Here is an 11,831-nt window from a genome sequence, read left to right as displayed (position 1 = left end):
TTTTTATCCACATATAACCAGTTGTGTGTAATAATGAAAAAACTGTTCACCATATTAATAATATTGATTTTTTTTTCTTGTAGCTCAGAATATGAAAAACGAGAGGACAAAGTTTATTATCGATTTTGGAGTTTTGGTCAAGGAGGTTGGAATGAGAAAGTTTTAGAAAATGTCGACTTAGAATCTTTTTCTGAAATTAAGTCTGATGAAAACACTTATGGAAAGGATGAATTCAATGTCTATTATGAAAATAAAATTATCCCAGGAGCTGACCCGAAAACATTTAAAATACTAAAAAAAGGATTCGCAATTGATGCCAAACGAGCCTACTACTACAAGGATTCAATAGAAAATTCGAACCCAAAAGAATTTAAAGTCATAGATTATGATTTTTCAAAAAATCATCAAAACGTGTTCTACAAAACTAAATCACTGAACGTCTGTTCTGTCGACAATTTTAGTTTTGTATTCCCAAATGAGGATAATGTTTTAGGAAGATGGAGTAAGGATGGATGTCATTATTTTTATAACAATTATAGAGTCCCATCGAATGATTACAAAAACATAAGAGTTTACAAGGGCAGTCACGGAATTTCAAGTGACAAGAAATACGTTTATCAATTTGATAAAAATTATTTTGAAACAAATAATAGAAAAGTCTTTATTCAAGAAAAAGGAATGATAGTTGAGGACACAATTGACATAAAAACATTCGTGATCGAAAATAACATTCTGAAAGACAAATTTGGAAATATTAATGGATTTTAAAAAAATAACTACACACAACAACGGCTATAGTTCATTACGGCTGAAATTCCTAATCGGAATTTCAAGCCTTTTTGCTAAATTTATGGCTACGGCGGAATGATACCCTCGTACCATTCCGTAACGAAACCATAGCCAAAACCGTTACCAAACATTTGAACAAAATGAAAAATATCACTTTATTTTTAATCCTTTTTTCAATAAACTTATTTTCTCAAACAATTATAAAAATTGACAAGGAAAATGGAGTTTATAAAATTCCTTGTAAGGTAAATGGAGTTCCAATGGAATTTATTTTTGATACTGGTGCGACCAATGTAACAATTTCTATAACTGAAGCTAAATTTCTTTTAAAACAAGGTTTATTAGATAAAGAAGATATCGGGAAAAGTGTTGAATATCAAATTGCCAATGGAGAGGTTGAAGAAGGCACTGAAATAAATTTAAAGGAGATACAAATTTCTGATTTTATAATAAATGATGTTAAAGCGACTATAGTCTATAATCAAAACGCACCTCTTCTTCTTGGTTTATCTGCACTTAACAAGTTAGGAAAAGTGGAATTTGAAAATGAGACTTTAAAGATTTATCCCAAAGAATACACGCAAAAAGAAGAAAAATTAGACAGCTCTGTGTTAGTTGCAAAGCAAGTACTAATTAAAGCTCTATCCTATGGCGACGAGAATATGGTTGTGAAATGTTCCTTTGAGGAAAACTATATCGGTGTTCATACATTAGTGGAAATTGATAAACCTGAAGGCAATTACTTTGATTTAACTTTCTCAGACTATGATGAATTAAGTAAAACTAATTCTTTTAAACAAGCGAGATTGATTATACAAAAAAATGGTTTATGGCTTAAAGAGTTGTACAAATCAGGATATGAAATAGTTGCTTTTATGTTTGACTATTTCATGGATGACTCTTCGAAAAGATTTTTGTACGCTGTGAGCACAAAAAAACTGCTGGATTTGATTGAAGATTTTGAACAAGAATCATTCTTTGAAATCTTGACATATTTACCTAATAAGAAAGAATAAAAACGTTTGGTAATAACGTGTATAAGCTCATTGCGGTGGAATTCCCTAGCTAGCGCTCGTTTGCAACGCGTGCACACAATAGTAAGGAAATTATCAACTAATCTGAAAGCCAGAGAGGATTTTTCAACAACGAAACCATAGCCAAAACCGTTAGCAATAATTTAATGAAGCACACGAAAATCTTCATATTCATAATTGGATTCATAATGCTGATTGCTTGTGAAACAAACGAGCGTAAAGAGAATTTAATTGGAATTTGGGAATCATATGAAACTCATCATTCCAAAGTGGTCTTGATTTTTTACAAAGATTCGGTAATAACAGAATATCTGGGAGGAGAAATGCACACAAATTCAAAATGGAATATAGACGAAGAAAAAATCTACTTTAAAAATGTGCGTTTGAAAGATACCATTTTGAAAAAAATGATAAATTACAAATACAAATTAAACGAAACTAAAGATACTTTATTCATAAAAGTTGAAGGCGGAAAAGAAGATGATTATAGTACAATGAAAAAGGTTTTGACAAATCCTTTTGATGCAAAATATTGAAAGAAAAACTATTGCAACAACCTTATAAATAATCTCCATTCGCTAGCGGTCGTTTGTAACGAGTGGATTAGTAGTAAAGAAATTATTACCTACATTTGAAGTCAGCGAGGATTTTAACACGCTTAGTCATACAGAAACCATAAGCTAACGCATGAAAAACACACTTACATTATTAATCGTATTGGTTTCAACTCTAAGCTTTGGGCAAAAAATCGAAGAAGAAAAGTTATGGAGAACCAAAGGGGTTTATGACTCTTTAGGTAATTTTATTGAACGAGCAAAAATTCAAAGCTTTCTCTTTAGTTCAAAATCTGACCAGTTTTTCAGATTAAGAACACAAGACAGGCTAAACATGGAAACAGGAGAAACTAAAGTTTTCGTTTACAGAGATACTTTAAATCTAAAATCTTCCGATAGCAATACTTATCAATTAAGCGATAAAGAAACACTTACCTTACATTCTAGAGATTCTTTAACAATACAATATAATGGCTACACGTTGCCTTACGTCAAATTAGACCTGCAATCCAATAAAATTGATTTAGAAAAACTTAAGTCAACACTACAAGAAGAACCTTTAATTGAGTCTGTTGAAGGCATTAAAGAATATCAGTTTACATATCAAAAAAATGGACTAGTAAAAGTAAAACCTCTGGAAAGAGACTCAGAGTGGGAATCCGAATACAAAATAATAGATTTTAACGGCTTTATAATAATTCAAGGAATTGTATCAGCACCAAAGCTGATAACTAAGCTTGAAAAAGGAAAAATAAGTTTTATGGAAATCGATTATCGATTTGAAAACAAAAATGGAGAGTTAAATAAATCATATTAGCCAAAAACCAAGTCTTTTTAACTCAAACCTCTCTTCTCTTATAATTCTTAAAGATATACCATGTAATAATTCCAGGAACTACTAAAGCCTGAAACAGAAAAAACAATAGCTGTTCCCAGCCATTTAAATCAACGCCTTTACTATCAGCAACATATAATGAGTCTCCCAACGGACCAGCTGAAAGAACAACGATGCTAATCACAATCCATCCAAAATGCAAGCCTAAAGGCACTAATATAGACTTGGTTTTTGCAAAGGCATAAGCAAACATCCATCCAGAAGCACCAGTCAATATAAATACATATGCCATAGGTATAAAGCCACGTCCAAACATTTGATAACTAAACCAATGGTAAATCCCAAAAGCAATAGCGCTAATAATACAAGCCCAGTTAATATCTAAACGTTTAATAAGTAGATAGAGTAATGCACCTCTAAAAATAAGTTCTTCAAAAAAAGCAGCCTTAAACGTCCACCAGATACCATTGAGGCTCTCCTTGATGCCATAATCTATATTTCGAACGTAATTAAATTCCTTAAAATAAGCCTGTCCCAACAAATTAATCAAGCAAAACACAGCCATTACAATCATGCCAATAGAAAACGCTTTCATGCGTTTGCTGTTAGACAGTATACCTAAAACGGTTATATGCTCCCTTTCAATAAGCCAAAGGAGCAACCATGAGATAGCAAAAACAACAAGGACACCTAGCATGCGTTTTCAAAAATTAAGATAAGCTCTAATATACATCTAATAAGCTAAAGGTTAGGTTTTAAGCTTAAAATTCAATAAGTACAATACTAATTTCTAATTAAAAGCATTAATTTTAATCCATAGTAAAAAGTAATAAAATATAAAGGGATGTAATCTCATAACCAACAATTTAAAAACAATAATAAACATAGACATGAAGTACAGTATTTTAGGTTTAATATTTCAATTCATAACTATTGTAGCATTTGCGCAAGATTTGCCAGAAAAAATTAGCGAATCAGATTTTACAATAGGAAAATCAATCAAAATAGAGTCAAAGATTTTAAACGAAACCAGAGATTTAAACATATACTTACCTTTAGGTTATGCCGCAGATAGTTTAAAAACTTACCCTGTAATCTATTTATTAGATGGCTCTAAAGACGAAGACTTTATCCACATCTCAGGGATTGTTCAGTTTGGTTCTTTCTCGTGGATCAATATGTTGCCAGAGTCTATAGTTGTAGGAATTGGTAATGTAGATCGAAAAAGAGATTTTACATATCCATCTCAAAATGAGTTAGATCTAAAAGAGTTTCCTACTTCAGGAAAATCACAAACTTTCATAGATTTTATAGAAAAAGAACTTCAGCCTTTTATAGACGCCACATACAACACAACTACAAACAAAACAATCATTGGGCAGTCATTAGGTGGATTGTTAGTAACTGAGATTTTATTCAAAAATCCACAACTTTTCGATAATTATATCATTGTAAGTCCAAGCTTGTGGTGGGATGATGAAAAACTTCTAGATCTAGAACCTGTTCCGTACACTTCCCCAAAAGCCATTTATATAGCTGGAGGAAAAGAAGGAGAAGTTATGGAAAGAACCGCTAAAGAATTGTTTAATAAGCTCAAAAAGAGCAAAACACAAAACACAAAACTCTTTTACGATTTTTTAGAAGACAAAACACATGGAGATGCATTGCACAATGCTGTTTATAACGCATTTGAAAAAATACACCAGCCTATCAAACAATAATTTACATTATTGCTAACAGCAGTGTTATATTAAAAGCAGTATCTCTAAAACAGTCACGGATAGTTATATAAGCCATTGTTTTTTTATGAGAATAGTATTATTGACGCTATTATTAGTTAGTTTTTTATTTGGAAGCTCTCAATCTAAAAATTCCGAAACCAAAATTGATTCGGTTAGTTTTAAAGCTAATATTGAGCTCAAAGACGCGACTAAAGATGGAATTTGTTTGAAAGGTTTTATAGTAAATATACCATGCAAAGACTTGAAAAAACTAGATAAAAAAATAATTGAGGTCAGTGGAATTGTAACAATTCAGAAAGGACTTGAAAATACTCCTGCCCAGTATGATAACAAAGGGAACAAAATAAATAGTCAGGGAAGAAATCAGGATACGAAGCACATCCTAAAGCCAAAATATCGAATTGTTAAAGAATAAAACATACCATCTAAAATAAAAACAAAACCAATGAAAAACTACATCGACGGCTTTGTATTTCCCATACAACATATTCATTTAGATCAATATCAAAAAGTAGCACAGCAAGTTGCAGAAATCTGGAAAGAACACGGAGCTATAGCCTACCAAGAGTTCGTTGGCGACGATATGCACCTAGAAGGCACTAAATCCTTTACAGACGTCATCAATACCAGAGAAGACGAGGACATTATATTTGGTTGGGTAGTCTTTCCTTCAAAAGAAGTAAGAGATCTGGCAAACCAAAAAGTACCTCAAGATCCAAGAATGGCAGCATTGGTAGAACCTTTAATCAACCCAGAGAAATTAGTCTTTGATGCCAGCAGAATGGTATATGGAGGTTTTAAATCCCTTGTATAGATGCAAACATTCACTTTCAATCATATCGCGCTGTCAGTAAAAGATGTCAATCAATCTGTTGCTTTTTATCAAAAAGTATTTCAATTAAAAGAGATACAAAATACAGCCTCAAATTCTAAAACCAGATGGCTTCAACTCACAGAGAGCACCCAACTGCATTTAATACCAAGACCGAATGCAGAAATAAAGACCAATAAAGCCGTGCATTTTGCATTAGCAACAACAGATTTCAACGCATTTGTAAACCATTTAGAAACCTTAAATATTGAGTATTCCGATTGGAAAGATACACCAAACAAAGACTACATCAGAGATGATGGAATAAAACAAGTTTACTTTCAAGATCCAGACGGCTATTGGATTGAAGTCAATAACGATGTCTAATAAAAACTACAGTAGATAAGGCTATTTCTCAGAGTTGTACTTTGTAAACAACAACTCCTTTTTCTTCACATGCAATACAATTTCAGATAAGGTAGCATTTTGCAAAGATTTAATATCCTTTTCTTCAATTTGAAAATCAATATTAGTCACAAATCGTCCTTTTACTTCAGTATGGTGAGATTCAAACTCAAGCGAGTCAGAGTTTAAGGTCAATTCAAAATTCTTTCCTTTAAATGTTAAGCGAGCACCGTTTTTACACTTCACCTTTAATGAGCCCACAACAATAGTCTGAAAAAAGAAATAGCCACCCAACTCATTAAGGCCAGAAAAAAGCACATTGCTATCAGAAACACCATAAGCATCATGCTCTATAGAAGCTATAATAGCGTCAATAGTATCCTCAGAAGTTTCAGTTTTATTAAATAGTTTAGAAAGTGATAAACCCATAAAATTAAATTTTGGCAAAACTAGGTTTAATTATTTAAATCCCAAATCCCAAATCCCACTTCACGCTTCACACTTCACACTTCACACTTCACACTTCACACTTCACACTTCCAACTTTACTTCGTATCTTTGCAGCCTTAAACAAAAGAAAAAACAATGCAAGACGGATTATACGCAAAATTCAACACCTCAAAAGGTGAAATCTTAGTCAATTTAGAATTCGAAAAAACACCAGGTACCGTAGGTAACTTTGTGGCTTTAGCAGAAGGTAACTTAGAGAACTCTGCAAAACCTCAAGGTACACCATATTACGATGGTTTAAACTTTCATAGAGTTATACCAGATTTTATGATACAAGGTGGCTGTCCTCAAGGTACAGGAACAGGAAATCCTGGTTATAAATTTGATGACGAAATTCATCCAGATTTAAAACACGATGCGCCAGGTAAACTATCTATGGCAAATGCAGGTCCAGGTACTAACGGTAGCCAGTTCTTCATTACGCATGTTGAAACTCCTTGGTTAGATGGTAAGCATACCGTTTTTGGTAACGTAGTAGAAGGGCAAGATGTTGTTGATGCTGTAGCGCAAGGTGATAAAATTGAAAGCTTAGAGATTGTAAGAGTAGGTGATGCTGCTGAAAAATTTAATGCTGTTGAAGCGTTTAGAACTTTTGAAGGTGCACGCGAAAAACGTATTGCTGCAGAGCGTGAAGCGGCAAGAGCTGAGTTAGATAAATTAGCTGCAGGTTTTGAAGAAACGGCTTCAGGATTGCGTTACAAGATCATTCAAAAAGGTAATGGTAAAAAAGCTGAAAAAGGCAATATGGTATCTGTACACTACAAAGGTCAGTTGGCAGATGGTACTGTGTTCGATTCTTCATACAAGAGAAATTCTCCTTTAGATTTTCAAGTTGGTGTTGGTCAGGTTATTCCTGGTTGGGATGAAGGTATCTGCTTATTGAGTGTTGGTGATAAGGCACGTTTGGTAATTCCTAGCGACTTAGGTTATGGTGCTGCAGGTGCAGGAGGTGTAATTCCACCAAACGCTACATTGGTTTTTGATGTAGAATTAATGGATACAAAATAAGACGTATTTCAGATTTTAAATAATTAAAAGTCTCGCTTAAATAGTGGGACTTTTTTATGTTTATTAACTTAGCATTTCAATTTTTTAGAATGACAAATTACGATTACATCATTTTGGGTGCAGGTGCTTCAGGTCTTATGTTGGCTTATCGTATGGCTTCAGATACTTTTTTTGATGATAAATCGATTTTAATTATTGATAAAGAAAAGCAAAAAGGCAATGATAGAACTTGGTGCTTTTGGGAAAACGGTGAAGGTGAGTGGGATGATATATTGACTAAAACCTGGTCTAAAATCTATTTTGGAAGTGATAATTATAAAGGCGACATAGACATATTACCATATAAATATAAAATGATACGAAGTGAAGATTTTTATAATTCACTTTGGCAAAAAATTGAAAAGAAAACCAACATCACATTTCATAATGATGAGGTCCGTAATTTTACTGAGCTTAACGATTGTGTACAAGTCATTACCAGTAAAGGAAGTTATGTGGCCTCTAAACTTTTTAATAGCATACATGATGCAAATCTGTATGTTAATCAAAAAAAGTATCCTGTACTTCAGCAACACTTTGTAGGTTGGTTTGTAAAAACTGAAGATGCTGTCTTTGATGATTCAACAGCAACTTTTATGGATTTTACTGTGCCACAAAACGGAAATACACGTTTTATGTATGTGTTACCAATAGACAAATACACTGCACTATTTGAATACACTTTATTTTCTAAAGAGTTGCTTCAACTTGAAGAATACGAAGAAGCTATAATAAACTATCTAAAAGAAAGAGGGATTAATGATTTTGAAATAAAAGAAAAAGAAAAAGGTAGCATACCAATGACAGCTTTTAAGTTTTCTCAACTAAATTCAAAACATGTACTTAATATAGGCACAGCTGGTGGTTGGACTAAAGCAAGTACTGGATATACCTTTAGAAATACGTCAAAAAAAACTAAAGAACTTATAATGTTTTTAAAGCAAGAAAGTTATCTTTTTGCATTTAATATTAAATCAAAATTTTGGTTTTATGATTTGATATTCCTCGACGTGCTGGCAAATAATAATGAAGAGGGTGCAGCTTTGTTTGCATCTATGTTTAAAAAAGCAGATGTAAAAACTATCTTTAAGTTTTTAGATGAAGAATCTACAAGGTTAGAAGATTTAAAGATTATCTTGTCTGTGCCACCAAAACGATTTATTCAAGCCTTTTTAAAACGGCTATTTTAAATCTACAGAACTTTAGTAATCTAACCAATCTAAGAGTCTAAGCTTATCTAAGCATCTAAATAAACTTGTCCTCTATGTGGTTTTAGAGCATCTCTTAATGGTTGCATTTCAGATTCGTCAACAACCATATAAGCAGTATTATGCATATCTCCAAAGCTTTCAAGGTCTGCAATGGTAATATCTAATTTGTTTATAGCAATATATTCTTTAAGATGAATTAAATGATGTTCTGCTGTTTTTTGGCTGGCAGGACCTCTAAAGTCCCAGATCAATTTTATTTTACGCATCAGAAACAGAAATACCCTTTTCGGCAAAATTTTTAAAGTTATCCATGTATTTTTTAGTCTGTTTTTTAAAGGCTCTAGGCATTAAAAACAACATAGCGTTCATCATAAATGTTGTTGGTTGAAATTCATTTTTACTAATCCATTTGGTGTGTCCTTCAGGTGTAGTTTCAAAATAATTTTGCTGAATATTCCTAACTCCTTTCGTTGTATACGTAGCATGAAATTCATTTGGAAAATCTTGTTTTGTAATGGTCTCAATAAGTTCCATTTTACGTTTTCCGAGTTGGTATTTCAGTTTCATTTTAGCACCAAACTCTCCAGGAGTGCCAGAAATATGCTCTGCGCTTATTAAACCTTCTTGCCAATGTTTCATGTTTTCTGCAGAGTTCATTTTCTTGGCTACCTCTTGTAGAGGCTTCTCAATAATGATTTCGGTTGTATATTTCATTTAGAATTTAGCTATAAGATTAAAGATAGATAAAAGCTCTATACTAAGTTTAATTTATCGACGTTTCAACCTATTTATAAGTTGTAATAACTGTTTTGATGTAGTTTTGTATTAACAAATTAAGATAGTGCTATAACTTGCGAAATAAGCGATTTATGTTATTTTTGCTCAACCTCTAATTAGAGGACTTTATTTGATAAATAGGAAGATTTAACGCAGAAAATTTATAAACATGAAACTTGGATTTAAATGCTTGCTCTTAGTTTTAATAACGCTCAATGTATCTTTTGCTCAACAAAAAGATGAGGTGTTACTAAAAGTAGATGGAGAACCTGTAATGACTTCAGAATTTTTAAGGGTTTACAATAAGAATTTAGATTTAGTAAAGGACGAAAGTCAAAAAGATGTTGATGGTTATCTAAAGTTGTTTACAGAATATCAATTAAAGCTTAAAGAAGCAAAACGACTTAAGTTAGACCAAGATGCAAAATACCAACGAGAGTTTTTGAGGTATAAGAAGCAGTTAACAAAAAATTATCTTTCAGAAAACAAAGTAACAGATGCTTTGGTAAAGGAAGCTTATGAGCGCAATAGTTATGATATAAATGCCTCACATGTTTTAGTACGTTTAGATGGTAATGCAAAGGATACAATAGATGCATACAATCAGGTTTTAAAATTAAGAGAACGTGTATTACAAGAAGGGTTTGATGCTGTAAAAGCAGATGTGCATAACGGAAAAACCATTTTCTTAGAAGATTTGGGGTATTTCTCAGCCTTTAAAATGGTTTATGATTTTGAAACAGCAGCGTTTAATACACCAAAAGGTGAAATTTCGATGCCTTTTAGGACACAGTTTGGCTACCATGTTGTTAAGGTTAACGATAAGCGCAAATCTAGAGGAACCATTACTGCAGCTCATATCATGATAGCCTTACAGCAAAAAGATACACTTTTAGATCCTGAAGAGCGCATTAATGATATTTATAAAAAACTACGACAAGGTGAAAAGTTTGAGTCTTTAGCAAAACAATTTTCAGACGATAAAAGTTCTGCTAGAAATGGTGGAAAGTTATCTGCTTTTAAAAGTGGTCAGTTAAGTTCAACAATTTTCGAGGATCAAGCTTTTGCTTTAAAAAATGATGGAGATATAAGTCAACCTTTTAAATCTGAATATGGCTGGCATATTGTTAAACGTATAGAGCTACAGCCAATTCAATCTTTTGAAGAATTAAAGCCTTCAATAGAGTCTAAAGTAAAAAGAGACTCTAGGTCTCAGCTTATAAATGAAGCTATGGTTGATGCCTTAAAGAAGCGTTATCAAATTTCATACAATCCAGAGGCTAAAGAATATTTTACTTCGCTATTAGATGGTAATTACTTTACACGTTCTTGGAGGTTGCCAGAAGATTTTGAAAACGATAAAACAGTCTTTACTATTGGTAACCAATCATTTTCTTATTCAGAATTTGGCCGTCATCTTATGTCGGCACAGCGTAACTATGCAAACAAAAAGGGAGACTTTTCTGTAGTTGTAGACAAAGAGTTTGAAAAGTTTTTCGAAAAATCAATTCTACAGTACAGAGAAGATAACCTAGAGTCAGAGAATGAAGACTTTGCAAATATCCTAAAGGAATATAGAGATGGTTTACTATTGTTTGATTTAATGGAAAAGGAAATCTGGAATAAAGCCTCTAAAGATAGTGTTGGCTTGCAAGAATATTATCAAAAGCATAAAGATAAGTACCAATGGAGTGACCGTATAGATGTGGTGATAGCAACTTCAGCTGATGAGAATTTTGCTAAGAAAGCCTCTAAAATGATGAAGAAAGATAAGTCTGAAGAAGATATAAGAAAAGCTTTGGATACCCAAGGCAAGAAAAACATCATTTTTACAAAAGGTATTTTTAATACAAATGACCCTAAACTTCCTGAAACCCTTAAAATAGAAGAGGGTGTTTCTGAAATCTATTCCCACAACGACGCGTTTCATGTTATAAATATTAAAGCTGTACTACCAGCAGGACATAAAACTTTAGAAGAAGCAAAAGGTAACGTGATAAATGATTATCAAAATGAGATTGAAGCGAATTGGATTGATAGTCTTTATAAACGCTTTAAGGTAGAAGTGAACGAAAAGGCCTTAGAAAGGGTAAAGGCAAAAATAAATAATCAATAA

General features: G+C 32.5%; 15 protein-coding genes. 11 read left to right on the top strand and 4 right to left on the bottom strand.

Features of this window, described 5'->3' with window-relative positions; all coding sequences use genetic code 11:
- Positions 1-33: 33 nt before the first annotated feature.
- From V1468_RS15090 to V1468_RS15075, 4 genes are all read left to right on the top strand, one after another.
- On the top strand, positions 34-768 hold the full coding sequence (locus V1468_RS15090; protein WP_331811037.1) for a DKNYY domain-containing protein: 735 nt from the start codon (positions 34-36) through the stop codon (positions 766-768).
- Between the two features lie 161 nt (positions 769-929).
- Positions 930-1,805, top strand: coding sequence for a retropepsin-like aspartic protease family protein (locus V1468_RS15085; RefSeq protein WP_331811036.1), 876 nt, complete (start codon positions 930-932; stop codon positions 1,803-1,805).
- Between the two features lie 164 nt (positions 1,806-1,969).
- Complete coding sequence (locus V1468_RS15080) at positions 1,970-2,359, top strand: hypothetical protein (protein ID WP_331811035.1); 390 nt, start codon at positions 1,970-1,972, stop codon at positions 2,357-2,359.
- Positions 2,360-2,510: 151 nt separating this feature from the next.
- Complete coding sequence (locus V1468_RS15075) at positions 2,511-3,194, top strand: hypothetical protein (protein WP_331811033.1); 684 nt, start codon at positions 2,511-2,513, stop codon at positions 3,192-3,194.
- Positions 3,195-3,216: 22 nt separating this feature from the next.
- Here V1468_RS15075 and V1468_RS15070 read toward each other — a convergent pair whose 3' ends face one another.
- The gene (locus V1468_RS15070) at positions 3,217-3,909 is read right to left on the bottom strand and encodes a CPBP family intramembrane glutamic endopeptidase (protein ID WP_331811032.1); all 693 of its coding nucleotides are present in this window, start codon (positions 3,907-3,909) and stop codon (positions 3,217-3,219) included.
- A gap of 193 nt (positions 3,910-4,102) precedes the next feature.
- Between V1468_RS15070 and V1468_RS15065 the strand changes: the two genes are divergently transcribed.
- The 4 genes from V1468_RS15065 to V1468_RS15050 all read left to right on the top strand — a co-directional run bounded on the left by V1468_RS15065 (position 4,103) and on the right by V1468_RS15050 (position 6,152).
- Positions 4,103-4,933 (top strand): alpha/beta hydrolase, encoded by an 831-nt coding sequence (locus tag V1468_RS15065; RefSeq protein ID WP_331811031.1) that lies wholly within the window; start codon positions 4,103-4,105, stop codon positions 4,931-4,933.
- An 85-nt stretch (positions 4,934-5,018) separates the two neighbouring features.
- Positions 5,019-5,369, top strand: a complete 351-nt coding sequence (locus V1468_RS15060; protein ID WP_331811030.1) for a hypothetical protein — start codon at positions 5,019-5,021, stop codon at positions 5,367-5,369.
- 30 nt (positions 5,370-5,399) lie between these two features.
- Positions 5,400-5,768: a DUF1428 domain-containing protein gene (locus V1468_RS15055; RefSeq protein WP_331811029.1), complete on the top strand. Its 369-nt coding sequence runs from the start codon at positions 5,400-5,402 to the stop codon at positions 5,766-5,768.
- Positions 5,769-6,152 (top strand): VOC family protein, encoded by a 384-nt coding sequence (locus V1468_RS15050; protein ID WP_331811028.1) that lies wholly within the window; start codon positions 5,769-5,771, stop codon positions 6,150-6,152. It begins immediately after the preceding gene.
- Between the two features lie 21 nt (positions 6,153-6,173).
- Here V1468_RS15050 and V1468_RS15045 read toward each other — a convergent pair whose 3' ends face one another.
- Positions 6,174-6,599, bottom strand: a complete 426-nt coding sequence (locus V1468_RS15045; protein WP_331811027.1) for a hypothetical protein — start codon at positions 6,597-6,599, stop codon at positions 6,174-6,176.
- A gap of 156 nt (positions 6,600-6,755) precedes the next feature.
- Between V1468_RS15045 and V1468_RS15040 the strand changes: the two genes are divergently transcribed.
- Both V1468_RS15040 and V1468_RS15035 read left to right on the top strand, forming a co-directional pair.
- A complete protein-coding gene (locus V1468_RS15040; RefSeq protein ID WP_331811026.1) occupies positions 6,756-7,688 on the top strand; it encodes a peptidylprolyl isomerase in 933 nt (310 codons plus the stop codon).
- Positions 7,689-7,777: 89 nt separating this feature from the next.
- The gene (locus V1468_RS15035; RefSeq protein WP_331811025.1) at positions 7,778-8,917 is read left to right on the top strand and encodes a lycopene cyclase family protein; all 1,140 of its coding nucleotides are present in this window, start codon (positions 7,778-7,780) and stop codon (positions 8,915-8,917) included.
- Positions 8,918-8,964: 47 nt separating this feature from the next.
- Here V1468_RS15035 and V1468_RS15030 read toward each other — a convergent pair whose 3' ends face one another.
- Both V1468_RS15030 and V1468_RS15025 read right to left on the bottom strand, forming a co-directional pair.
- Entirely contained in the window at positions 8,965-9,207 is a 243-nt protein-coding gene (locus V1468_RS15030; RefSeq protein ID WP_331811150.1) for a hypothetical protein, read from the bottom strand.
- Positions 9,197-9,652, bottom strand: a complete 456-nt coding sequence (locus V1468_RS15025; RefSeq protein WP_331811024.1) for an SRPBCC family protein — start codon at positions 9,650-9,652, stop codon at positions 9,197-9,199. Before V1468_RS15025 ends, V1468_RS15030 begins: the two co-directional genes overlap by 11 nt.
- A 232-nt stretch (positions 9,653-9,884) precedes the next feature.
- Here V1468_RS15025 and V1468_RS15020 point away from each other — a divergent pair, with 232 nt between their 5' ends.
- Positions 9,885-11,831, top strand: a complete 1,947-nt coding sequence (locus V1468_RS15020; RefSeq protein WP_331811023.1) for a peptidylprolyl isomerase — start codon at positions 9,885-9,887, stop codon at positions 11,829-11,831.

Origin of the sequence: Winogradskyella poriferorum, assembly GCF_036553625.1 — a bacterium.
GTDB lineage: Bacteria > Bacteroidota > Bacteroidia > Flavobacteriales > Flavobacteriaceae > Winogradskyella > Winogradskyella poriferorum.
The sequence above is the reverse complement of the archived record's forward strand: the minus strand, read 5'-3'. Positions and strand labels throughout refer to the sequence as shown.

Coding starts and splice junctions, on each gene's coding strand:
- V1468_RS15090 (WP_331811037.1), top strand. CDS start 34: ATGAAAAAACTGTTCACCATATTAATAATATTGATTTTTTTTTCTTGT.
- V1468_RS15085 (WP_331811036.1), top strand. CDS start 930: ATGAAAAATATCACTTTATTTTTAATCCTTTTTTCAATAAACTTATTT.
- V1468_RS15080 (WP_331811035.1), top strand. CDS start 1,970: ATGAAGCACACGAAAATCTTCATATTCATAATTGGATTCATAATGCTG.
- V1468_RS15075 (WP_331811033.1), top strand. CDS start 2,511: ATGAAAAACACACTTACATTATTAATCGTATTGGTTTCAACTCTAAGC.
- V1468_RS15070 (WP_331811032.1), bottom strand. CDS start 3,909: ATGCTAGGTGTCCTTGTTGTTTTTGCTATCTCATGGTTGCTCCTTTGG.
- V1468_RS15065 (WP_331811031.1), top strand. CDS start 4,103: ATGAAGTACAGTATTTTAGGTTTAATATTTCAATTCATAACTATTGTA.
- V1468_RS15060 (WP_331811030.1), top strand. CDS start 5,019: ATGAGAATAGTATTATTGACGCTATTATTAGTTAGTTTTTTATTTGGA.
- V1468_RS15055 (WP_331811029.1), top strand. CDS start 5,400: ATGAAAAACTACATCGACGGCTTTGTATTTCCCATACAACATATTCAT.
- V1468_RS15050 (WP_331811028.1), top strand. CDS start 5,769: ATGCAAACATTCACTTTCAATCATATCGCGCTGTCAGTAAAAGATGTC.
- V1468_RS15045 (WP_331811027.1), bottom strand. CDS start 6,599: ATGGGTTTATCACTTTCTAAACTATTTAATAAAACTGAAACTTCTGAG.
- V1468_RS15040 (WP_331811026.1), top strand. CDS start 6,756: ATGCAAGACGGATTATACGCAAAATTCAACACCTCAAAAGGTGAAATC.
- V1468_RS15035 (WP_331811025.1), top strand. CDS start 7,778: ATGACAAATTACGATTACATCATTTTGGGTGCAGGTGCTTCAGGTCTT.
- V1468_RS15025 (WP_331811024.1), bottom strand. CDS start 9,652: ATGAAATATACAACCGAAATCATTATTGAGAAGCCTCTACAAGAGGTA.
- V1468_RS15020 (WP_331811023.1), top strand. CDS start 9,885: ATGAAACTTGGATTTAAATGCTTGCTCTTAGTTTTAATAACGCTCAAT.